We start from the raw sequence: 23737 nt of genomic DNA, 5'->3' as shown, positions 1-23737 counted from the left end.
CTCGGTGTGAGAACGCCCGGAACCCGCGTGAAGCGCGTTCGCGGAACGAACAACGGTTTGTGCGAACGGTTGGGGGGAGCGGCGAATTCGTCCGGTGAAATGGCACCGGCGCTACCGACCGGTCATGGCACCGGTACGCGCGGAACGAATCGCGGGCTGAAGGAAGGGCTAAATGGTGAGCGCGAGGTAGCGGAGGTACAGCGGGCAGTTCGTTGCGAACCGGGGCCGGCAGTCGCGTCGGGTGAGGCGCGTTGCGACGCTCGCGTTGAAATCGAGCGAGTGCAGTAGGGCAACAGGGGCCGCGTCGTGGTGACCGTCGCTACCGCCCTGCTTCGCGCGCTCGGGCGTCGCGGCCGTGGCTTCCACATAGACCGCGTCGGCGTCGTGATCCCAGGGCGAGTCCCCGTCGGGCAAAAACGCAGCGGACGCGAGCGCCGAACACTCCGGCCCGCATCCGCTCCCAGCGGCGATCCGTTCGCGGGGCGCGTCGGCCGAACCGAACAGGCGGAGGTGAAAGTGGAAGTGCGGTTGGGAGTGCTGCGTGGATTCCTGGTGAGAACCCGTGTGTACGTGCGGGGCCGTGGCGAGTTGCGTGAGCAGCACACCTGGAATCAGCAACAGCGTGACAATGAGCCGCGCCATAGGATCAACGATTCCGGCACAACACGAATCCGTACCGTGGGTTCAGGTTAACCAGATCCGGCCCGCTGTCAAGCATTTCGCGGGCGCTCCATGTCTCGATCGGCGCTCCCCCGAGGGGCGAACGTGGTTGCACATTGCTTGTGGGGCGAGTTCTGCAATGACTTCACCTGGTGTGGCGGCACGAGGGCCGACCCGACACCGGACGCGGAACTGAAAGCGCTCCAGGGGACGTGGGTGGCCGAGTCGGAGGAGCTGAACGGCGCGGCGACACCGAAAGAGAAACTGGACCGAACGTTGGTAGTGGAGGGGGACAACGCGACCAACACGTTCAGGCGGGGAGCCGGGGTTCACACGTCGGGTGAAACTCGTACTGGACCCGTCGAAGGCTCCCCGGGCGATGGACGTGGTGGGCAAGGACTTTGAGCGGAAGGCGATAGGTACACGGGATTGGTGCCGGGTGGTCAGCCCGGACGAACTCCAGAGCGTGACCCCGGCGCCAAAACCAAGACACACTTCGTCATCGTCGATGCCGTTGGCGCGTGCGAGCAGGACAAGAGCGAGTCGAAGCTACTCGACCGACAACCCACGATTCCCTTCGACAAGATTCTGGATACCGTGGCGAAGGGCGTGACCGACTCCGACCTGGCTTCGACTCTTGCTGTCGTCTGGTCCGCCTCGACCGCCAGTTGAGCGACGCGCTTCAGGGCGAACTGAGTGGGCCCGCGCAGGGCAGACCGTACAGGGCTTGGCGGCCGGGTTGTTGGTGGCACCGAACGCCGACGCCCAGACGAAGTGTAACTTCCCGCGGATCTTCTTCGCCCAACGTTTCGTAGTGTGGGCGTACAGTGGGAAATTCGGGTATGGTTTCGATGGCTTGCCAGCGAACCCGGGCGCGGTAGAATCGCTCTTAGACACGTAAGCCGCTCTTCCAAAGCGGTTGGTGTTGTGGTCGGGGGGGCAAACACCTCGACCATGCTACAGGGATATTGGGTGTAGAGCCGGGTGCAGTTGACTGAATCGGCCCGGTTGAAAATGATGCGAAAACACTTGAAATCCTAGTTGATTGGCCGCCTTAGCTCAGCGGTAGAGCACGGCTTTCGTAAAGCCGGGGTCTAGGGTTCAAATCCCTAAGGCGGCTCTTGATTTACGGCAACGGGGGAGGGTGGTCGCCCCTTTAAGGGTCCGCTGGGCGGACTGTTTCCCGCCGCCCCAGCAATCTGGGGCGGTTTCTTTTTCACTTCCACCATATATCGCGTTCATCTTCGCGGCCGTGTCCCGGTTGTCCGTCGGGATCGAGTGCGCGTATACCCGCATCAGTGTTTCGATCTGGTCCCCGATCCGCTTGGTCACTTCCTTCCGTGGGGTAACACCCGCGGCCAGTAACCGGCTCGCGTGGGTGTGGAACTTCCGGTACGGCACTTCTGCTTTCTCCAGAAGTGGCTTCCAATCCTTGCGGACGAAGTTGAACCGTGCGACGTAGTTCCCGATGCAGGTAGTGAACAGCGGGCCGGGCTTGCGGCCCGTCAGGTGCCGCCAGGCCGCTGCCCGCGCTCATCCCTCCCGGCCCATCTCGGCCCATAGTTTCGTTGCGTGGGACACGCTGAGTTTGCAGAGCGGCTGGCCCCGATGCGCGGCTCGAGGTGGACCCGCACCACTACCTCGTAGCGGCGTATCCGGGGCGACCGGCCTGTTTTGGTTCCAGGGGGCGGCGCCCGAGCCGGGGACAGCCTCGTTTTCGCCGTGGAGCCGGTTCTCGGTGCTCATCTCACCGCCCGGAACCGGCCGTCGGTGTCTCTCTGCTGTTCAGAGTTTAAACCGTTACCACGATCCCGAAAGGAAGCCGGCCCGCCATCGGTTCACTTCTTGGGTGCCGGGAGCGGTTTCGGGAGGATCATCGCATCGGTGAACGTGAGGTGGTACTTCGGTTTCGCTTCGCGCTTCAGTTCGTCGTACATCTTTGAGAGTTCGTTTTGCACTCGGGCATTTACTTCTTCCGAGAGGATCAGCGGTTTCTCGGCCTCGAACGACTTGTCCTTGCTCGCAGGGGCTACCAGGAAGCACTGGATGATTGCGAATTCGGTACCCGTGGCGACGAGCGGGCTGACTTCTTTCGATTTGAGCTTTGATGCCGCGATTTCAATTGCGCTCGCGCTCGGTCTCGGAGTGCGAGGCATTGGAAGAAGGTGCCCGTGTCTCTCTCGCGGTGCGCCGTTCAAGTCCTGTTGGGTGTAGTAATCGAACTTGGCCGGGTTCTGGCTGATCTTCTCGCGCGCTTCGCGCGCCGCGTCGCCTTCCTCCTTTGCCCAGAAAATGACGCGGCAATAGACCTTCTCGCCGTACTTTGTGTCAAAAGCTTGCCGCAGTTCCCCTTCGGTCACGGGTGAGATCTTCGCGGTACACAACTGCGAAAGCATGAGCTGCGGAACGATCGTGTCCTCGATCCATTCCTCTAAAGTTTTCTTGTAAAGCGGTAGCATCTCTTTCACGAATTGTTCTCGCGTTTTCCCGAGTGCCTTGCAGTGTGCCTCGAGCGCGGCAATCACGTCGTCAGTTTTTATCGTCCCCCCCTTCCGCGCGAAGGCGTGCGCGATCACTTGCTTGTTCACGAACAGGTCCAGTTCCTTCTTCCCGTACCGGCGGATGAGGTGGTCCGCAAACATCTCGCGCGAAACGGGCACGTCGCCGAAGATGGTCGCGATCGGTTCCGGTCCGCTCACCGCCGGGATCTCTTTCTTGAGCCCCGCGGGTTTATCAGGGGGTAGCGCGGGCGGTAACGCAGCCACGGGCTGGTTCGGAGCGGTCGGCGCTGGTGGGTGTGCGGACGTTTGCCACGCACCGAGCCCGGTGAGCCCGAGGCACGCGGCGATCATGGCGCCGGCCAGTTTCCATTTCACGATCATCGATTTCACAGCCCCTTCCGTGAGGAACAAAACCCCGGCCGGGACCGCCCCGGCCGTGCGTGAGAGTACGTGGACCGCGTTCCGAACGGTCGCGGTCGCCAGTGATGCGGGAACGGTCAGCGCCAGCCCCGCGGTGATTGGAGCGAGGCCGCGCCGGGCGAGCCGGTCGCGGAGCATCTTGCGCCCGCGTGCGAGCCGGCTCGACAGCGTGCCCTCGGTTAGCCCCAGTTCGCGGGCCGCGACGCGCCGGCCGGTGCCCTGAATCTCGCACAGGATGAGCGGCAGGCGGTAGATCGCGGGGAGGGCGGCGAGTTCTTCGTCGAGGACCGCGCTGGCGTCGTCCGGTTCGCTCGCCGGGATCGGTTGATCGCTCATCGCGGGTACCTGCCTTTCGTTCGCCAGGCGCTTGGCCCGCGCGGATCGCGCCCGACGCGCCACCCGGAGCGCGACGCCGTAGAGCCAGGGGCCGAGGGCGTCGCGCCAGTCGGTGCCTCGTGCGCGGGTCACGAGTACGAGGAACGTGGCCTGGAACGCATCCTCGGCGTCCGGGGTGGCGCCGAGGAACCGACGACACACGCCGAGGACCGCGGGGCCGTGGCGCCGGACCAGTTCGGCGAACGCATCTTGGTCGGTGCTTTTGAGGAACGCCGCGATGAGGTGGGCGTCGGTGCGCGGGTCGCCCGCGCCCGTTGCTAGCCGTGATACGGCGTGAAGGAGACTGGTCGGCATCGTGCGCCTCCGTGCGACGGGTCCGTTCGGAGAGATATTGCCGTGAGAAGCCCCGCGCGTCCCTCTTTTCGGAATTAATTCGGGCGCGCAAAAACGAACGCGGTCGGCGCGCGAGCGGAATTCGCGCGCCGACCGCGTTGGTGTCAGCTCCGATCAAGGCGTGAGCGATTTGTCCGACACCGGCGGTTTGAACGGCGGCGGCGGCTTGTTCGGGCTACCCGGCGTGGCCGGCCCCGTCGGGGTGCCCGGTGCCGACGGGTTGGTTGACGCGGGCGGGGTACTCGGTGCCGGCGGCTTGCTCGGGGCGGGCGCCGGTTTCGGGTCTTCGGCCCGCAGCGGGTTCTCGGGCTTCGCGATGGCGAACGGCCGGACGGCCGACGGGCGCCCGAGCGTCGGGTTCTGTGACCCGCCGCTCAGTTGGCGCACGCGGGCCGTCGCGTACATGTCGAGCTCGTGGATGTACACGACCCCGTCCTCGTCGATGTCGCCGTACCCGGACATCCCCTCGACCAGCCCGAGCGTGAAGAACCCGGCCTTGCTGATCGGGCTCTCGATGGCGTACTCGCGCCCGAGCGAGGCGCACATGACGATCACCCCGGAGTCCTCGGCCGTCAGGTCGCGGACGAGGGTGTCGGCCTGGGCCGGCGCGCGCTCCTTCTCGGCGACCGAGCCCGAGTGACAGGCGTCCAGAATGGCGACCAGCCGGCCGGGCATGTTGTCGAGCCGGGACTTGAACTCGTCCCCGGGCAGGCACGACGTGCCCTCGAAGTCGTCCGGCTGGACGTCGAACGGCACCAGGTAGAACCGGTTGAAATCGTCGCGCATCCCGTGGCCGGAGAACGAGACCACGCCCACGTCCTGGGGCGTCATCTTCGACTTCATCCAGTCCAGCCCGTCGCGGATGCCCTTCTTGGTCGCGTCCTTATCGGTCAGGAGCTTCACCTCGATCTTGGCGAACACGCCCTTCGATTTTTCCTTGAACGCCGCGGCGAGCATTTCCGCGTCGGTGGCGCAGTACCGCAGCTTCAACTTGCCGGGGTAGTCGGACACCCCCATCGCGAGGACGTACAGGTTCGGTTTGGGAATCTCGCCCGAGCGGATCACGACCCCGACCTTCGACATGCCCTTGCTCACGGGCGAGTCCGCGATGACGGCGACGGTGTGCGTCCCCGGCGCGAGCGGGACTTCCCAGGTGGCGTCCGCGGGGGTGTTCGGCTGAGCGTTCTCGAACCGCTTCACGCCGGCGGCCCCGTTGAAGGGGCGCCCGTTCACGAGGAGCCGCATCGCGGTGATCGGGTGTTTGGCGCTCGTCGCCTGGGCCTTCACGGTGAAGCTGCCCTTGTCGATCTTGACCTCGGTCTCGGTGAACCCGTCGAGCGCGACCTCCGGCGGGAGCACGTCGGCCACGTTGGTCGTCTGGACGAGGGCCTTGTCGAACTTCTGGGCCATCGCCATCGCCGCTTGCAGGTTGCCGGCGGGGATGAGGTATTTGAGCAGCGCCGGCTGGTACATGGACGAGCGGAACCGCTCGGCCGGGTGGACCTGCGGGATCTTGACCCCTGCCGCTTGGATCTGCCAGGCGATGAGGCGCTCGCCCTGGCCGGAGCAGGCGTAGTACCCCTCCGGAGTCCACGCGATCCACTCGCGCCCGGCGATGAAGATCGACAGGATCGGCTCCTCGCGGTTCCGCTGCCAGATGCGGATCGTCTGGTCGGACGACCCGGTCGCGAAGTATTTGCTGTCCGGCGACGGGGTGACGCAGAGCACGTTCCCGCTGTGGCCGATGAAGTTTCCCATGATCCCGAGGTTCGCCGGGTTGACCATGTACAGGTTCCGGACCCCGCCCACGAGCACCGCGTTCCCCTTTGGCAGGATGGTGGCCGAGTAGATCGGCTCGCGGTCGGGGAGGGCGACCAGGACCGGATCGCGCCCGGCCGTCTGGACCATGAATACGCTCTTTTCCGTGCGCAGTTTGACCCCCGCGTCGTCGCTTTCTACGGTCTGGGTGTATTTGGACGGGTCGGGCGGGTTGCCGACGCCGAACTCGTCGAGCCGGAAGGTGCTCTCCAATGCGAGCACCCCTTCGTCTTTCTTGTTGCTGTTGCCCCACGCGATCGACTTGCCGTCCTTCGCCCACGCGATCGCCCACACGCCGTTCCCGGTGCCGGCCAGCCGGTGCTCGATCTTGGCGTCGTCCGATTTCCAGATCAGCGTCTCGTTCTGGTTCCCGCCGCTGGACACGACCTGGCTCCCATCGGCCGAGACGTCGAGCGCGAACACGACGTTGCTGTGGGCCGTGACCCCGACCCGTGGCACCCCGCTGTCGGCCGAGACGATGCCGGTCCACCCGCCGACGCCGGGGCTCACGCCCGCGACGGCGATCTCGCGGTCGTTGGGCATGAATTGCAGTTGGTGAATGCGCACCGGCTTGCCGCCGTGGGTGATGGGCGTCAGGCTCTTTTGGAACTGCCCGTTCGCGGTGCCGAGCATGATCTCGCCCGTGGTCGTGCCGACCGCGAGGGTCTGGCCGTCGCTGCTCCAGGCGAGCGTCGAGGGCGTGACCCCGCGGATCGGGAAGTCCTTGTGCTGGGCGGTCGCCGCGAAGTTCCAGATCTGCACGAAGTGGTCGGCCCCGAGGGTGGCGAGCAGTTTCGCCTTCGGGTTCGGGTTGTACTTCACCTCCATCACCTGCGCCTTGCTGATCGGGGGGGCGGGGTACGAGACGCCAGTGGACACGTTCACCATCTGGATCGCGCCGTTCTCGCACCCGACGCCGAGCCAGTTGCCGTCGTTGGAGAAGCTCAGACCGGTGACGGCCGCGCTGCCCACGTCGAGGCGCTTGATGAGCGCGCCGGTGTCGGGCGCGACGATGTAGATCGGCACCTGCCCGGGTTTCACCTTGGCAAGCGGTTCCCCGGCGACGGCGAGCCGCTTGCCGGACCGGGACATCGCGGCCGCGAGGAGCGAGCCCTCGTGCCCCGGCCCCGCGGGGAACCGGATCGTTTTCACCGTTTCGTTCGTGGTCGGGTCCCAGAACCGAACGGCCTTGTCCTCGCCGACGGTAATGATCTGGTCGCTCTTCGTGTCGAAGAACACCTTGCCGACGAACCCGGTGTGGCCGCCCGAGTCGAGCGTCAGCAGCGGGCGCTGGGCGCCCTTCGGCAGCGCCGGGGGGACCGGCAGCGGGCCGTCGGGCTTGAACGTCTTGGCGCGGACGAACGGGTCCTCGTCCGGCGCCAGCGGCGGAACCGGCGGGGCCTTTACCAGCGCGGTCGTGGTCGTGAGCTTTCCGCCGGTCGGTCGGACCTTCGGCGGCGGCGGGAGCGGTGGGAGCGGGGGCTCCTGCGGGTTGTTCTTCTTCGGCGGGTTCACGCCCGGGCCGGGGGGCACGTTCGTGTTCGGCCCCGGGCCGGGCTTCGGCGGGTTCGCGTTCGGGCCGGGGTTCGGCACCGGCCCTGGGCCGTTCGTTGGCTGGGGCTTCACTTCGGCCGGCGCGTCGTTCTTCGCGACCTTGTTCGAGCCCGTGAGCGCGAAAATCAGTGCGCCGAGGCCACCGAGCAACAGCACCCCGGCGACCGCGCCCGCGATGATGAGCTTTTGCTGCCCGCCGTCGCTCCCCCCGTTTTTCTTTTTCTTCCGGGGGGCGTCGTCGTCCTCATCGTCCTCGTCATCGTCGTCGCGACGAGCCCTCTTGGTGGCCCGGTCGGGCTTGGCGCTTTCGGCCCTCAGCCGCTCTTTAGTGCCGGAGCCGGGCTTGGCCTTTTTGGACTTGGCCGGCGGGTCGTCCGCTTCCAGTGTGGCGACGAAGTCGTGCCCGCACTTCAGGCAGGTGACTTCGTGATCGCCCTCACCGTCTACGGCGAAGCGCATGCTGGCGGCGCACTTGGGGCACGGGGTCTTGAGTACGGGCACGGGCGCACCGTTTGGGTCGGGAACGGGGGTCTAACGACAAGCAGCTAACTGTGCGGGGAAGTCGCACAAGTGGGAGTTATGAAATGCTGGCCGGTTGGTGTTCGTTCGTCAAGTAGAAAAGGGTTTCACAGTGCGGTTTCAGCGCGTCATCATGGTCGGAAAATGCCGCGCACGACTTGAGTTCTCACGGTTTTGTCGCCAACGGCGCCGGCGGCACGGTTATTCGAGCCACCGCGCGGGCTCTGGCACGCGCATTGCATTATCTTCTCGCATAACGGCGACCGGGCCGATAAAACCGGCTCAACAACCCCGAATTCTGAAACAAAGGAGAACAATCATGGCTGATACCATCAAAGGCAAACTGGTCGAAGCCGGGAACGCGATCTCGGAAACGGCCCAGAAGGTCGCGAACCGGGCCGGCGAAAAGGCGGAAGAGGCCAAGAACTGGGTGAACGAGAAGCTGAACAAGGTCCAGAACCGTGCGGAAGAGGCCGAGGAGAAGGCCAAGAACGAAGCGGACGCGGCAAAGGCCGACGCCGAAGCCAAGGACAAAGACTGTAACAAGTGCTCGTAACCGTCTGAACCGCGGTTATGCTGCAGGCTCACCCACTCGTTGGGTGAGCCTGTTTGCGTTTGGTGACCTCATAACGAGCCGCGCCCGCAAGGAAGTGGTTGCGACTCCCGCTTCCTTGCGGGCGCGGCTCGTTATAGAGGCGCTGTACGGCTGATGCACTTGTCATTGGCTTGGTCGCAACCGCTTTCTTGTGGGCGCGGCTCCTCCCACTCAGTCCCCGAACGCCGGGTGCAACTCCAGGAACTGGTCGCAACCGCTTCCTTGCGGGCGCGGCTCATCCACTATCGGGGTTGTTTGCGAACTACTCGGTAGCACAGTTGAGCAATTCGCTTCGCGGATTCGTCGAGCGCGGGTGCCCACGCAGTCACGTGCGCTTCTGGTTGTTCACCCGCACTTGCGGGAGTCCGCGGCGGTCCTTCTCGAAGTAGCAAATCTCGACGAGCGTCGGCCACAGTTCGATCGACCCCTTGATGACCGATACCACGTCGTCCGCGATGCGCAGCAGGTTCTGCTGGAAGAAGTCCGGCTCGAAGCTGTAGAACGCCTTCTGCAGATTGGCCGCAAACAGGCGCAAAGCGTCCGCCCGTTCGGGCCGCGCGGCCCCGGCCGCCTCTACTGCGCGAGCGTGTATGGCCGCTACTTTGTCCAGGCTCCGCGCTGCGTCCTCGGCCGTTACCTCCCCGGCGTAATCGAACCCGATGGTCAACTCGTCCGTGTGGCTGAGCGTGTCCTTGATCTTCCGCTTGAGCAGGTTGCACACTTCCTCGTTGAAGACCTCGGCCGCCACCGGGTTCCGCATGTAGTTCGATTTGGTGTGGTTCTGGGCAGCGTCCACGTGTGCGGCGGCAACCTGATCCTGCCGCACCCACAGCCGGTACACGTAGTCCTCGAACCGGAGCCGGGTGGGGAAGAACGGCGGGAGGCCGAACGTGTTGTCGTACCCGGCCACGCCGCAATCCATTCGCCAGTTCAACTTGGTGACCGCCGGGCGGAAGTTGACCAGTACGTAGAGCTCGTTCAGTTCGTCCGGGTCCACTTGCTCCTCGTTGGCCAGGAACAGTTCGGCGAAGTCGAGAGCGTCCACGTCGTTCGTTCCCGATCGGAACGTCTGGGCCATCTTCACGACCGCGTCCGGGTGGACCGCGCCCTTTTGCAGCAACAGCGAGTTCTCCCGGCTCACGCCCTTGGTCGCGTTCGTTTCCAGGTCCATTGCCGTGTCCACCAGCACCTCGCCGGCTTCGTAGTTGGCCGGCACGTCACCGGCCTTTTTGCCCAGCACGTCGAGGAACGACCCGAGCACGTCGAACGACTTCCTGACGTACCCGTTCTGGTTCACGCGGTGGAGTCGCCCGCGGCTGATTTCGCCCTCGTCGAGCGATTCCAGGCTGTCTTCCATGAGTGCGTAGGGGCGCATGTCGTCATCGGCCGATACCACCAGTCCGCCGAGCGTGTACATGAGGGCACAGTTGCGGTTCCCGCCGTAGCTCGGGCGGAACAGGTTCTTCACCAGTCCGTCGAGGCGCTTGTCGCGCAGGCGCTTGCCCAGGTACGCGGTGAACTCCTCCTTCTCCCGCGGACCGACGTAGAACACCTCGTTGTAAGTGCGGGTCCGCTCGAGGAGCGGGTAATACTTCTCTTGTGCGGCCGGGCTGGAGTCATCGAACACGATGATCTTCGGTGAGTGGCCGTTGCGCCGGAAGTGCTCGTCGTAGGCTTCGACCGTCTCGCCCACGTCGCGGAGCCGGTACGTGGGGATCACGAAATACAGATCGCGGGCATTCATTGAGTGGGTCCAGAACGCAACGGGCGGCTCGCCGGATGGCAGCTCGAACGCCGGCCCGATAGGTGCGTGCGAGGGGCTATCGCACCGACCGTGCCGGATCAGTGCGGGCGATGGAAGTGATTTTGCAGATAGGAGTTGCGGACAACGGACAGTTAGGGGACGTGGCAGGAATTCGTGCGAAATGCCGTGGTCGGATTGCAATCCGCAACCCGACCGCAGGGATGGTTAGATCCACTCGGCCTTGTGGTAACGAGCCGCGACCGCAAGGGAGCGGGTGCGGCTCGGGTGGCACACGGGGTGATTAGGAACTGACCGCGCCTCCCGCTCCCTGGCGGTCGCGGCTCGTTCGGACTCCACGACGATCTCGACGCGATATCAGATCCACTCGGCTTTCACGCGCAGCGTTTCGCCGGCGGAGTATTCGAGCGGGATCGCGTCGCCGTTCATGGCGAGCGGTTGGAGCACGTTCCCCATTCCATCGACGAGCGCCGCGGTATTGGGATCGCGTGCGAAGCGCAGTTCGGCCGAGCCGCTGAACCCCGTCGTTTCGATGAGCGAGCCGGCGACCGCGCGATTCGACCCTTCACTTGGCTCGCACGGGCGCAGGCTCATCAGCAAGAAGCTCGGCATATCGACGTGCGCGAGCCAGCCGGACGCGCCGATCGCGGGCGGGCCTTTCTCGGTGAGCACCACCGGCGACGGTGACACCCATCCCTGCGCGGTCTGCATCGGCACGTCGCGGTCGGTCGCGAGGAGCAAGTCGAAGGTGCGCGCTTGTTCGCCCTCGGGGGCCAGGATCACGTCCGCCATGCGCGCCCCGTGGCGCTGAACGAACGGCAGCCCGCCCGTGAAGAGGAACGAGCGCTCCGCGCCGAGCCGGATTTCGAGGTAATCGGGCGAGACCGGGCGCGTGTACCCCGTTTGCGCGTTCGCGCCGTTCACCCCGCGGAACAGGACCGCGCGCTCGTCGCGCCACCCGAACCGCGAGCCGTAAAAAGCGTGCCACGGGTACCCCGTCGGCTGGTGCTTCACATCGAGTTCGATGCGCAGTTCCAGCACCGGCCGGCCGAGCCACGCCCGCACGCGCTGTTTAAAGGTCGCGAGGATCTCGTCGCGCTCGTCGATCAGGTCGCCCGTGCTCACGATCTCGCCGAGGGCCGCACCGCTGTGCGTCACGCGGACGTCGCGGGCGATCATCTTGCTGCCCGGGTTGAACACCAACTGCTGGCCGAACCGCGTCGCGCGGGTGCGCAGGTCGCGGAACGAGCGGATGCCGCCGGTGGTCGCGTCCACGTCGCACTCGATGAACTCGTTCCGCACGGTCAAGCCCTCCGCGAGCTTGATGCGCGGCTTCGGCGGCGCGGCGCTCCCCGCGCGCGGCACCCACGCGAACCCCAGCGACGGGACTTCCACAACGAGCCGCGCGGTCGTGCCGCTGAACTCCGCGGCCTTTACCGGATCGGCGACCGGGATCGCGCCGCGAAAGCCCTCGATCTCCAGCGCCACGCGCCGCGTGAACCCGCAGGGGTTGAACACCATCAATCCCGGCTGCCCCTCGGCCGAGCGCGCCTGAATGCGGTCCGCGAGCTTCTTCGCCCAGTGCGTTTCGAGCGTGGTGAGGGCGGTAGGTTCTTCCTCGAACCCCACGTTCACCCCGCGCACTTCGATCGCGTCCTCGGCTTCGGCCAGCGCCCGCAGCGCGTCCTCGTCTTCCGGGGTGGGCGGCGTGAGCGCGCGGTGGAGCGCGGCGAGCGTGAAGGCCGAGTCGATGCGGCGCCGGAGCCGGAGGTGGCGCGGGAACCCGCTCACCGGGTCCGGGCGGTGCAAGTTCGTCGTGCGGTCATCAAGGTAGTCCGCGAAGAACTCGTCGGCCGACTGCACGCCGATGTAGTCGCCGCTCGTCGCGCCGCCGAAGTAGCGGCTCAGGTTGGTCCAGTCGCCGAATACGGGCGCGAGGTCGGCCAGCGCGAGTAGGTCGTGGTACGTCGCGAACGCGGCTTCGCCCTTGTGAGAGAGCGACACCGTGGGCGCGGAGTCGTAGCTCGTGGCCTGGTGCAGGTGGTAGACGAGGTTGAAGAACGTGTGCGGGTCGTGGGCCGGGAGCGGTTCGCGCGTGAACGCTTCGACCGCTTTGCCGTCGGGACCGGGCCAGTTCACCGCGGACGCCCGGATGCTGGGAATCAGTCCGCCGTCGGAGCTGACCAGGACCGCGTGCTTGAAGCCCATGTGCGTGAGCCAGCCGGGGAGCTGCGGGTGGAACGCGCTCTTCTTACGGCCGTATACCGCGGGTTCGACACCGAATAGTTTGTGCGCGGCGCGGCGCGCGGCGCGGAGGTTCCACAACTGGCTCTCAACGGGCATGAGCGCGTCTTCGCGGTCGCGGTACGATCCGCAGCACAGGTCCACGGCTTGCGGCAAATCGGGCGGGATCTTCGCTTTGAGCTCGCTGAAGCGCTCGGGCGCCTGCTCCGCGAGTTGCTCCAGTGTTTCGCCGGAAGCGAGTACCGTGATCGGCAACCCGGCCGCGAGCGACGCGGGCCACGGCGCGTCGAAGTTCTTGGGGTCGATGTGAACCCAGTCGAGCCAGTAGAGGGAACCGGAATAGACCGGCTCGCGCCCGGCTTGGAGCTTCTCGGCCGCGCTCTTCAGAGGCGACTTGTAATCCTCGCCGCGTTCCAGTGCGTCGCGTGCGGCGACCACGTCGGCCCAGAACCCGGGAGCGTCGAGCAGCTTCTCGTGGTCCATCGCCTCGTAGAGCGTGTCGAGCATCTGGTAGCCGTAACCCAACCCGGCGAAGAGCCGCACGGCTTCCGGGGGCACATCGAACAGCGGCCCCGATTGGCCCGCTTCTCGGAGCGCGGCCAACAGGCGCTCAATCGTTTCGCTCCGCGACGCGGTCGCGCGGAAGACGGCGGCCCCGGCCTGTTCGACGCGCCGGTCCCAGTCGTCGGGCTGGAACAAGTGCGGGCCTTCGGGCACGCAGTACACGAACCCGCTGCGCGGGAGATCGTGGTCGTAAGAACTGGACGCTTGCGGCGCTTGCACCGCCCCGGCGAGCGCGGCCGGGTGCCAGAGCGCGGCGAACCCGTTGAGCCACGCGGCCACTTCGTCCGGGGTCTGCTGGAGCGGGTACGAGGTCGCGAGCCGGTACGACGAGAGCAGGTGCAGTTGACGGTCTTCGCTCATGGTGGGGTCGCTGGCGTGCTGTGGCTGAATCGGCGCGCGAACCCGGTTATAGTACAGAACCCGACGCCCGGTGCCCCATGTCCGACCACGACGCCCTGCTGTCCGCGATCCTGGCCCACCCGGACGAGGACACGCCGCGCCTGATGTTCGCCGACTGGCTCGAGGAGCACGGCGGTGCCCCGCGCGCGGAATTCGTTCGGGTGCAGATCGAACTCGCGCGTTTACGCGCGGAGGAGAGCGACCTACCAGACACGTTCGGTACGCTCCAGAGCGCGGACGGGTGCCAGTTCCGCCCGCACGACACGGCCGAGCGGGTCGCACTGTTGCGGCGCGAAAGCGAACTGCTGAGCGCGAACCGCCGGGCGTGGGCGGCCGAACTGCCCGAGTTCGCGGTGGCCGGGACCGCGATCGACGACGCCGGCTTTTCCCGCGGGTTCGTGGGGCACGTCTCGCTCCCGCTCGAACCGCTCGTGCGGAACCCGGATCGCTTGTGGGAGCGGCACCCGGTCGAGTCACTGGATTTGTCTCGTGTCGATTCAGAGGCACGCGCTCTCGTGCCGGAGTGCCGACAACTCGAACGCATCCGCGCGCTCCGGTTCGGCTTCCTTGCCAGCGTGCCGTGCGAGGCGGAATTCTTCGCGCCGTTTGTCGAATGCCCTCACCTCGCGGCCGTGCGGGTGCTCGATTTGGGGCGCCTGGATTGCAGCGATTCCGCGCTTAACGTGCTGGCCGCGGCGCCCCACTTGCGTCCGACTGCGCTCAAGTTGCACTGCCCGCACGTCTCGCGCGATACCCTCGAACGGATGCTGCACACCCCGTTCGCCTCGCGCGTGCGCCGGTTCGAGCCGCGCCGGGCCGCGGAGTGGGCGCCCGAGGTCATCGCTACCGCGCCACTCAGCGCGCTCCGGTTCCTGGACCTGCGCGGCGCGATGTGCGGGGACACCGGTGCCCGCGCGCTGGCCCGTTCCCCTCACATCACAGACCTGGTCGCGCTCGACCTGAGTTCCAACGGACTTACCGACGCGGCCCTTGAGGCGCTGGCCGCGTGGCCGGGGCTCGAGAGTGTGAAATCGCTAAACTTGGCGTTCAATCGAAACATTACTGATGCGGGCGTTCGATCGCTGCTCTCGGCTCGCCGGTTCCGCCCGATACACATCGGATTGCAGCAAACTCAACTTGGTGACGCGGGGGCCGAAGTGTTGGCAGCGTGGCCCGGCCTGGGAACCGTGATCGACCTCGATCTGTCCGCCGTCGAACTGGGCGACCGGGGGGCGGCGACCCTCGCCGGATCGGTCCACTGGCGCGACCTGCGCTACCTGCGCGTGAGCCGGAACAATTTCGGGGCGCAAGCGAAGGCCCAACTCTGTTCCCGGTTCGGGCGCGGGAACATTGACATCTGGGGCTGGTGACCGGTCATTTGGTACGATGGTGTTATGAGCAACGACGAGCGGACGTTTCTCAAAGCGATTTGCGACGAACCGGCCGACGATACGGTCCGGCTCGTGTTCGCCGATTGGCTCGAAGAGCACGGCCGGGCCGGGCGCGCGGACTTCATTCGTACCGAGATCGAACTGGCCCGCACGCCGCCGGGCACCGACGAGGACGAGCGCCGCCGGGCCGTGCTGTTCGCCCGCCGCGCCGCGCTGCTAAAAGCCCACAGCGCCGAGTGGCTCGCGCCCTTTCGCCCCGCGGCGCGCGAGGCCGTGTTCGTGCGCGGGTTCGTGCAGGCCCTCGACGTGCCCGCGAGCGCGTTCCTCCAGCACGCGGAGACGTGGTTCGAGTACACGCCCCTCACGCGGGTGAAGTTCACCACGTGCCGCATCTGGGACCAGGTGTGCGGCGTCTACGCCTGGTGGACCGAACCGCTGTTCGCGTCCCGGTTCCTCTCGCGCCTGGAGTGCATCGATCTGGAGGGGCTGGAGCTGAACGCGAGCGACATGGAACTGTTCGCGGCCCACCCGGACCTGTCGCGGTTGCGCGTGCTGCTGCTGGCCGACAACGACATCCGCACCGGGGGCGCGGTTGCACTGGCGAACATGCCGCAACTGCGCGGGCTCGAAGAACTGGACGTGCGCGGCAACCGCATTACCGACCGGGGCGCGCGGGCCCTGGCCCAGAGCGAGTACCTGGGCCAACTGAAGGAACTCCACATCACCAAGAACTCGATCCGCGACCGCAACTGGGCCGTGCTGGAGCGCCGGTTCGGGGACGCCCTGCACTGACGGAGGATCGCCCGTGACCGAAGCGGAATGGCTGGCGGGTACCGACGACGAAGCGATCGCTGCGGTCGTGTGTGAGTCCGCGAGCGACCGCAAGGCCCGCTTGATCGCGTGCGGGTGCTGCCGGCTCGCCTGGGATTGGCTCGTGAACGACGGGAGCCGGGGGGCAGTCGAGATAAGCGAACTGTTCGCCGACGGCCTCGCGACCGGCGACGAACTGAGTCGCGCGGCGTACTTCGCCGAAGCCGCCGTGTTCGCTGTGGACGAGATGCGGGATCGCTACTGGCGGGACCAGAAGGCCGTCCGGGACGGGTGGCTCGATGCTTGCGATGCGACTGAAAACGGCATACCGAGTCGTGATCGCACACTCATCTCGTTTGATATCGCTCGTTCGGCAGCGAACTGGGCCGAGCGATTGAACGCGGACGATTCGCGACTGTGCTTCCGCGAGCCTCCCGATCCGATCTTCTCGCCGGCTGTCGCGCGCGATGTGCTGGGTAACCCGTTTCGCTCCGTCGCTGTAGATCCGTCCTGGCTTACGACAAACGTTCTGACCCTCGCGGCTCAGGTGTATGCGTCGCGTGATTTTAGCGCGATGCCCATTCTGGCCGACGCACTCCAGGACGCCGGGTGCAACAGCGCCGAGATCCTGGACCACTGCCGCGCCCCCGGGCCGCACGTGCGCGGGTGCTGGGTGGTCGATTTACTCTTGGGAAAGACGTGAGGCGAGCTTCGTGATCGAGGCTACTTCTTCGGTGGCGCAGTGACCGTTAACCACAGGTCCGCGGTGGTATCGTCGGACTCGGTCAGTGCGAAGCGGGCCGTGCGCTGGTACTTCGGCTCGCCCTTGATCGTGCCGATTAGCCGGAACGAACCCGACCACGGCTTTTCTGCGGTGAGCGAGACCGTGAGGACACCAGCCTGGGCTTTCGCGGGTTTGGCGGCCTCGAGTTTCACCCCTTCGGGCAGTCCCTCCGCGCTGATCTCGACGTTTTTGGCGAATTCGTTCTGGCGGTTGATCTTGACCGGAATCGTCGTCGGCGTGCCCGGGGTGAGCGTGAAGCGATCCGCGGCAACGGTGAGGTCGTAGTCCGGCTTCGCTTCGAGGACGCGGAGCGCGAACACATCGCGTGCGCCTCCCCCGCCGCCGTACAGGTCACTCACCGCGATCGAATACGCTCCATCGGCCGGCGGGTTAAATGACAGCACGCTGTCGCCGTTTAGCTTGGCCGGCTCCGCACGCGCGACGCGCTTCTCGTCTTTGTCGAACACCTCGATCACCGGGTTCACAGCCAGTCCGAGCGTTCGACTCTCAACTTGGAGCGTGAGCGCTTGCCCCTTCTTGAGCGATAGGGGAATGCGCTGTGCCAAACCCTTCGCGTGCAGTCGAGCGGTGAGTGAGAACGGCGCTTCGTACTTGTGTGCGAGCCGATCGCGTTGATCCACGTCAACGAAGTGCGGGTGCGGTTCGACCCGAAGGGGAACCGGGTTCGCGATCTCCGGGTCCGACAGCGCTGCGAAGGCTTCTCCCGGCGCGAGCTTCGGTACGAGGAGCCGCTTCCCGGATTTGGGTAAATTCCAGCCCCAGATATCGGCTTGCGGTGGGGCATCGGGTTCGCGAACGGGGAGCGCGAAGTCCGCGAACGCACCCGTCGTCAGCGTGAGGCGGTACACGCACGCATCCGAGCCGAAGTAGCGAATGCTCGCATCGGGCGCCGCGGGGAAAGCGTAGACGCGGGCGATGTAGGTGCCGTCCTTCTTGGCCGTGAACGCGAGTTGCGGATCGAGTCCGTGGAAATCGTTGTTCTCTTCGACCACGAAGCCGTCGGCCGAAAGGATCTGCAACATCCCGTCCATCGGGGAGTTGAGCACGCGGTTCGCCTGGAGCGAGGCGACGAGCGTCTGTCCCTTCTTGAGCGGCACCGCGAAGCAATCGACGTCGCCACTCTTTTCGAGCCGGCCATTAATCGTCACCGCTAAGTCGTTGAGAACGTGTGGCTTCTTGAAGTCGTCGTTCGGCTCCTTCTCGGTCACCTCGGGCAACACCCCGACCACGAACGGGCGCAGCGCGCTCGCGCCTTCCGCATTATGAGCACGCAGCCAGTACGTGCCCGGCGTGGCGTCCTTCGCGACCGTGACCGCGAACTTCCCCTTTGCGACTTCCGCCGACACGCCCACGCCGCTGACCCACACCTTTGTGGTTGCGTCGAGCGTACCCGCAGCGGTCACTTCGGTCGTAGTGCCGCGCTGGGCGCCGGCGGGGTAAAGGTGCGTGATGGCAGGCGGCGCTGCCGTGGCGGTGGAGGCAAAAGAACCGCAGATCAACGCAGATAAACGCAGATAAAGAGAGATTTTCATCATGTAAGTTCTTCTGATCCGCGTTCCATCTGCGTTGATCTGCGGCTGCTCTTGTTGCGTCTCGATCACATCAGTTCTTTGATCGGCGTCGGGTCGCTGACGAGGTGCGCGGGGCGACCCTGTTGGTTGAACAGGATCTTGTTCGGGTCGATACCGAGTTTCGTGTACACGGTGGAAACGAAGTTTTCGGGAGCTAACACGCGCTCGATCGCGGCGAAGCCCTTCTTGTCGGTGGCGCCGACAACGGTCCCGCCCGGGGTTCCGCCGCCCGCGAACAGCACGCTCATCGCGTTGGCCCAGTGGTCGCGGCCCGCGTCCTTGTTGATTTGCGGCGTGCGCCCGAATTCGCCCAGCGCGATCACGAGTGTGCTATCGAGCAGCCCGCGCTGGTCCAGGTCTTCGATGAGCGCGGACACGCTGTTGTCCCACTCGGGCAGGCGCTTCTTCAGGGAGTCGAACAGTTTGGAGTGGTGATCCCACCCGCCATCGTAGACCGTGACGAACGGCACGCCGGCTTCGACCAGGCGCCGGGCGAGTAGGCACCGCTGACCGAAGGCGTTGCGGCCGTAACGCTCGCGAGTGCGCTCGGGTTCACGGCCGATGTCGAACGCCGCCTGTGCCTCGCGCGAGTTCATCAGGTCGTAGGCCTGCTTATAGTGCTCGTCGAGCGCGAGCGCGGGATCGCCCGCGGCGCGGTCCATGAACCGCTTGAGGGTGTCGACTTCGCTCCGCGTGCCGGCGCGGTCGTCGAAGCGCTCGCCAGTCAAACCCTCCGGCAGCGCCACGTCGCGCACCTTGAAGCTCCGGCCGTTGGGGTCTTCCGCGACCACGAACGGTGCGAACTTCGCACCGAGGAAGTTCGGCCCGCCGGAGCGCGCCATGCTCGGCATGGAGAAGTACGCGGGCAGCCCCGCGGGCGCGCCCTTCTCGCACGCGACGACCGAACCCATGCTCGGGTGGAAGCTCACGAACGCGCCGCACCCGACGGGGATTCGCGGCGGTGCGCCGGTCATCATGTAGTGGTTACCGGCCCCGTGGTTGCCCTGCTCGTGCCGGATGGAGCGGATCATCGCGAACTTGCCGAAGCCCTTCGCGAGCTTCGTCATGTGTTCGGAGAACTGCACGCCGGGCGTTGCGGTCGGGATCGCTTTGAAGTCACCGCGGTACTCCGCGGGCGCGTCCGGCTTGGGGTCGAACATCTCGTAGTGCGTCGGTCCGCCGTCCTGCCAGATGAGGACGCAGGACTTCGCTTTGGCCGCGGGCGGGTTCGCAACTTCCGCGGCGAACCCGCGCGCACGCAGTGCGGTGACCAACCCGCCCCCGAGCAGCGCACCGAGACCGAGTTGGAGGGCGTCGCGTCGCGAGACGCCACTGCAGTTTTTGGGCATGGCAGATCCCATGTGATTCGGGTGGGCTGGTTTCGGGCTACATCGGTCAATCAGGCAACACCAAGAGGGAGGGACTGCAACGAGCCGCGACCGCAAGGGAGCGGGAGCGATATCCTCGGTACTGAGACTCCCTGAAACTGGTTGTGCCTCCCGCTCCCTTGCGGTCGCGCTTAGTTTTTACGAGCCGCGACCGCAAGGGAGCGGGAGCGATATCCTTAGTTTTTACGAGCCGCGACCGCAAGGGAGCGGGAGCGATATCCGCGTACTGAGACTCCCTGAAACTGGTTGCGCCTCCCGCTCCCTTGCGGTCGCGGCTCGTTTACCTTTGCGGTACGTCATCAATCGTTGTTTGTTGTCTATCGCACCGCTCTCTTGCGGTCACGGCTCGTTACGAAGTCAGTCGCGGTTCGTTTGTTCCTTCCACCTTCACGTGGTACACGGCCATTGGCTCACCTTGTTCACTGACCGTATATTCGATCGCTCGAAGAACCGACTCGTCCGTATTTAGCCACCGCGTCGAACCGTGCCGTGTCCAGTATTTTCGTTGCGCTCCGGCCGGACTGTTTCGATTCAGCGCGCGTGAAGCGTAAGCCTTGAATTCGGTCATCATGCGTTCCGGTTTCGCATCCCCGACAACGACCAGGTGAACGTGGTTCGTGCGAACATGAACCGCGAGCAGGCGCCAATCCCTGATCTCCGCGTGCTGGCGAATAGCCGTAAGTACCGTTTCCCGTTCCGGAGCCTTCATTCGATATTCCGGTGCGTTCATCAGCGCTTTCCGGGTTCGTAGTAGATCCGCGTTCTCGGGTAACAGCACTTCACCGGCAGCATTGTTGTTTCGATCGACCGAGCCGCGCTCGTCGCCATGCAGCCACGTTCCGTATGTGGAGAACGTGATGAAATAAGCGATCGCAGACATCGGCGACTCGGCTGCGTGTTGTCTGTCGCACCGCTCCCTTGCGGTCGCGCTTACTTTGTTACGAGCCGCGACCGCAAGGGAGCGGGAGCGACATCCCGGACATCGAGACTTCCAGGAACGGGTTGCGCTTCCCGCTCCCTTGCGGTCGCGGCTCGTTTACCTTTGCGGGCCACGTTACCAATCGTTGTTTGTTGTCTGTCGTTCCAGCTCCTTGCGATCGCGGCTCGTTTGCCTTTGTGGTCACGTCATCAATCGTTGAACACGAATTCCGGGGTGTTGATGAGCGCCCACATCAGGTCTTCGGTCGCGCTGCGTTTCGTTGATCCCTTTTTCTCGAAGCGCTTCACGGCCGCTGTGCGTTCGGTATCGGTTGGAGTGCGGCAATACGCGAGCAAGTAAAGCTCGTCAACGATCTCCGCGGGTGTCTTCGGGCCTTTCGCGAGAGCGGCGCAGCGACCTTCGTCCGAGGTCACTTTGCGGTAGAGGTTCGGGCTGTTCATCAGGTGGAGCGCCTGAACAACGGTCGTGTCCGAGGTGCGCTCGCACGGCGGGTCTTGGTTCGGGTCGGGGCGGCCGAAACTGTCGAGGAACACCGACTGTGATCGCGCGGTCCAGACTTCAATGGCCCGCGACCCCGCCGGCATCGCTTCAAACTTCTCCGGCACACCCGAAACGTCGCTGACCATATCGAGCAGCACCTCCGCGCGGATGCGCTGCCGGTAGTGGTGCGAGTAGTTGCGCAGGTCGGCCGCGTTGCGGTCGTTCGGCACGGTACTCAGTCCGTAAGCGTGGCTCAAACAGATGGTGCGAATGAGTGCCTTCAGGTCGCACTTGTTCTTGCGGAAGTCTTTCGCAAGTGCGTCCAGTAGCTCCGGGTTGCTCGGCGGGTTCGTGGCGCGGAGGTCGTCTACCGGGTCGACGATTCCGCGGCCCATCAGATCGGCCCACACGCGGTTCGCGATCACCTTCGCGAAGTACGGGTTCTCGGGGGCCGTGACCCACGCGGCCAGCACCGCACGCGGATCTTTGTCCGGGTCGATGTCGAGCGGCTTGCCCAGAAGGGGCGTCGGTGTCATTTCTTTCCCGCTAACCGGGTGCCGCACCGAACTCCCGTTGCGCTTGCCGCCCGTACCGCTACCGAGGTGGATCACTTCCTCGCCGCCACTAATCGGGGCGGAGATCCCCACACCCTTGCGCCCGATGCGACCGAAGAACGCCGCGAAGCTGTAGAAATCGTCCTGACCCCACACTTCAAACGGGTGGTGGTGGCACTTCGCGCAATCGAGCCGGACGCCGAGAAAGAGCTGGCTCACCATCGTGGTCAGTTCGTCCGGTTCGCGCCGGTTGCGGTAGAACACCGCCGCGCCGTTGGTGAACGTGCTGCCGTTCGCGGTGATGATGTCTCGCACGAACTCGTCGTAGGGCTGGTTCGCGCGGAAACTCTTGCGAATCCACTGGTCGAGGTTGTACGTCGCCTTCATGCCGACGTGGTACGGGTTCGGCCGCAGAAGGTCGGTCCATTTGTTCGCCCAGAAGTCCGCGTATTCTGGGCGGTCGAGCAGCGCGTCAATCAGCTTCTCGCGCTTCTGTGGGTCTTTGCCCGCGAGGAAGGCCCGCGTTTCGTCCGGTGTGGGTAACCGGCCGATCACGTCGAGGTACGCGCGCCGGTGGAACTTGTCATCCGGCGCGCGTTCGGACGGCGTGACGTTGAGTTGCTTCAGCTTCGCCCACACGAGGCCGTCGATGAAGTTGTTCCGCGGGAGCTTCTCGTACACGCTCGCGTCCACGTCTGTGGGCAGCGGAATCAGCACACTGGATACCGCGAACTTCTCCGCGAAGCGCGCCATGATCGTCGCTTCGCCGGGAATCGGCCCGGCCTTCACCACACCCGCGGCATCGACGGCGGCGTAAACGCTTTCGCTCGACGAGAACTGCGACAGGCTGGTGACGTCGCGCGTGGTGCCATCGGAGTAGTGAGCCGTCACCGCGAGTTGTTGACTCGCTTTGAAGGTCATCAGCCGGCTATCGGGGAACAGCGTAATCTTTTCGAGCTTCGGCGCGTTCTCGGGTGTTCGCGGCGTCCCGGAGGAGACCCATTTTTCGAGCACGCGGTATTCGGGGCTGCCTTCCGGGAGCTTCTTCCCGCCGCCGTGCGGAGTTTGGCCGCTCGCCTTGCGGAGCAGCAGGCTAAATGTCGGGTTCGCAGGGAAGATACGCCGACCGCGCGCTTCGGTGGTGATCGCGTTGAAGTCGAAATCGTTGTCGTAAGCGAGCAGTGAGAGCTGGAAGCCGTTCTGCCCGCGTGCTTTACCGTGGCACGCCCCCGCGTTGCACCCGGATCGGGTGAGGATCGGCTGAATGTCGCGCTCGAAGGTGACCGGATTTGTGCTCGTGGTGTTCTTCACGCTTACGGCGACCTTCGCGGTCCGGCCGTTCGCGGTGACCGTAACGACCGCGTCACCGTCACTCACCGGGACCACCACACCGGCCTTCACCATCGCGACGCCGGGGGCGCTACTCGTGTAGGTGGCGTCTGCGCTGCGGTCCGCGAGTTTGCCGTTCTTCGTTTCGGTCACCACCAGTTGCTGCTTGGCGTCTGCGCCGTCGAGCACAACTGTGGAGGGAAACGCACTCAATTCGTCAGCGGCCCGAAGAGGAGTCGCGCAGGCGAACAAAGCCACAGCGAGAAGGAAGGCGGGTTGCCGCATGATGTCGGAGGAGAGTGCGGGAGGGCGGGTCGATACTGGCGGGTGGAATCAGAATACCCCGGCGCCGGTTCTGACGCCAGTGAAACTGCGGCAATCTGTGGAGGTACTGGAGCCCACCCGCTCGTTAGCACTCGCGGTTCGCCAAATTCGTAAAGCCGCAACGAGGCTAACAATCGCTAACATTTTGGGCCGTGGGGGTTGTGTGCGGCGAATGATCGGGCGAGCAATGCGACAAGTCGTTGATAGCTCAAGGTTTTTGACGTTTTCGCCCTCTGCGCTGTTTCACTCTGGTGGCTAACAATCACTCACATTGCTGTGATTTCGGACCAACACACGCCACATTTCTCGGCTTTATGGAGCGAGCGTTACCCATCTTTTGCGAAGAGATGCGCGCGGCCCACTCCATGAAGAGACACTCC

Annotated in this window: 15 protein-coding genes and 1 tRNA gene; 7 read left to right on the top strand and 9 right to left on the bottom strand. The window is 65.2% G+C overall.

Annotated features, from left to right (window positions below; translation table 11 throughout):
* Positions 1-168: 168 nt before the first annotated feature.
* The gene (locus tag J8F10_RS17760; RefSeq protein ID WP_210655877.1) at positions 169-642 is read right to left on the bottom strand and encodes a hypothetical protein; all 474 of its coding nucleotides are present in this window, start codon (positions 640-642) and stop codon (positions 169-171) included.
* A gap of 90 nt (positions 643-732) precedes the next feature.
* Here J8F10_RS17760 and J8F10_RS17755 point away from each other — a divergent pair, with 90 nt between their 5' ends.
* The 3 genes from J8F10_RS17755 (at position 733) to J8F10_RS17745 (ending at position 1780) form a co-directional block, all read left to right on the top strand.
* Entirely contained in the window at positions 733-1065 is a 333-nt protein-coding gene (locus J8F10_RS17755) for a hypothetical protein (RefSeq protein ID WP_210655875.1), read from the top strand.
* Positions 1066-1092: 27 nt separating this feature from the next.
* Positions 1093-1332 (top strand): hypothetical protein, encoded by a 240-nt coding sequence (locus tag J8F10_RS17750; protein ID WP_210655873.1) that lies wholly within the window; start codon positions 1093-1095, stop codon positions 1330-1332.
* 376 nt (positions 1333-1708) lie between these two features.
* Positions 1709-1780, top strand: a tRNA-Thr gene (locus J8F10_RS17745).
* Between the two features lie 718 nt (positions 1781-2498).
* On the opposite strand, the gene J8F10_RS17740 is transcribed toward J8F10_RS17745, so the two are convergent.
* Both J8F10_RS17740 and J8F10_RS17735 read right to left on the bottom strand, forming a co-directional pair.
* Positions 2499-4271 carry an RNA polymerase sigma factor gene (locus tag J8F10_RS17740; RefSeq protein WP_210655871.1) on the bottom strand — a complete coding sequence of 591 codons (1773 nt, stop codon included), beginning with the start codon at positions 4269-4271 and terminating at the stop codon, positions 2499-2501.
* A 153-nt stretch (positions 4272-4424) separates the two neighbouring features.
* Complete coding sequence (locus J8F10_RS17735; RefSeq protein WP_210655869.1) at positions 4425-8141, bottom strand: caspase family protein; 3717 nt, start codon at positions 8139-8141, stop codon at positions 4425-4427.
* A 379-nt stretch (positions 8142-8520) separates the two neighbouring features.
* Between J8F10_RS17735 and J8F10_RS17730 the strand changes: the two genes are divergently transcribed.
* The gene (locus J8F10_RS17730; RefSeq protein WP_210655867.1) at positions 8521-8757 is read left to right on the top strand and encodes a hypothetical protein; all 237 of its coding nucleotides are present in this window, start codon (positions 8521-8523) and stop codon (positions 8755-8757) included.
* A 364-nt stretch (positions 8758-9121) separates the two neighbouring features.
* Here the strand turns inward: J8F10_RS17730 and J8F10_RS17725 are convergent, their stop codons facing one another.
* On the bottom strand, positions 9122-10540 hold the full coding sequence (locus J8F10_RS17725; protein WP_210655865.1) for a hypothetical protein: 1419 nt from the start codon (positions 10538-10540) through the stop codon (positions 9122-9124).
* 375 nt (positions 10541-10915) lie between these two features.
* Positions 10916-13726: a hypothetical protein gene (locus J8F10_RS17720; protein ID WP_210655863.1), complete on the bottom strand. Its 2811-nt coding sequence runs from the start codon at positions 13724-13726 to the stop codon at positions 10916-10918.
* Between the two features lie 77 nt (positions 13727-13803).
* Here J8F10_RS17720 and J8F10_RS17715 point away from each other — a divergent pair, with 77 nt between their 5' ends.
* The 3 genes from J8F10_RS17715 to J8F10_RS39025 are packed head-to-tail and all read left to right on the top strand — an operon-like array spanning position 13804 to position 16669.
* Positions 13804-15135, top strand: coding sequence for a TIGR02996 domain-containing protein (locus J8F10_RS17715; RefSeq protein WP_210655861.1), 1332 nt, complete (start codon positions 13804-13806; stop codon positions 15133-15135).
* Between the two features lie 24 nt (positions 15136-15159).
* Complete coding sequence (locus J8F10_RS17710; RefSeq protein ID WP_210655859.1) at positions 15160-15948, top strand: TIGR02996 domain-containing protein; 789 nt, start codon at positions 15160-15162, stop codon at positions 15946-15948.
* A gap of 13 nt (positions 15949-15961) precedes the next feature.
* Complete coding sequence (locus J8F10_RS39025; RefSeq protein ID WP_315854118.1) at positions 15962-16669, top strand: hypothetical protein; 708 nt, start codon at positions 15962-15964, stop codon at positions 16667-16669.
* Positions 16670-16689: 20 nt separating this feature from the next.
* Here the strand turns inward: J8F10_RS39025 and J8F10_RS17700 are convergent, their stop codons facing one another.
* The 4 genes from J8F10_RS17700 to J8F10_RS17685 form a co-directional block, all read right to left on the bottom strand.
* Positions 16690-18306: a PPC domain-containing protein gene (locus J8F10_RS17700; RefSeq protein WP_210655857.1), complete on the bottom strand. Its 1617-nt coding sequence runs from the start codon at positions 18304-18306 to the stop codon at positions 16690-16692.
* Positions 18307-18368: 62 nt separating this feature from the next.
* The gene (locus tag J8F10_RS17695) at positions 18369-19691 is read right to left on the bottom strand and encodes a DUF1501 domain-containing protein (protein WP_246523424.1); all 1323 of its coding nucleotides are present in this window, start codon (positions 19689-19691) and stop codon (positions 18369-18371) included.
* A 388-nt stretch (positions 19692-20079) separates the two neighbouring features.
* Complete coding sequence (locus J8F10_RS17690) at positions 20080-20610, bottom strand: transposase (protein WP_210655854.1); 531 nt, start codon at positions 20608-20610, stop codon at positions 20080-20082.
* 248 nt (positions 20611-20858) lie between these two features.
* The gene (locus J8F10_RS17685) at positions 20859-23246 is read right to left on the bottom strand and encodes a DUF1549 and DUF1553 domain-containing protein (RefSeq protein ID WP_246523422.1); all 2388 of its coding nucleotides are present in this window, start codon (positions 23244-23246) and stop codon (positions 20859-20861) included.
* Between the last annotated feature and the right edge of the window lie 491 nt (positions 23247-23737).

The sequence above is a fragment of the Gemmata palustris genome, from assembly GCF_017939745.1.
In the GTDB taxonomy this organism is placed as follows: domain Bacteria; phylum Planctomycetota; class Planctomycetia; order Gemmatales; family Gemmataceae; genus Gemmata; species Gemmata palustris.
The sequence above is the reverse complement of the archived record's forward strand: the minus strand, read 5'-3'. Positions and strand labels throughout refer to the sequence as shown.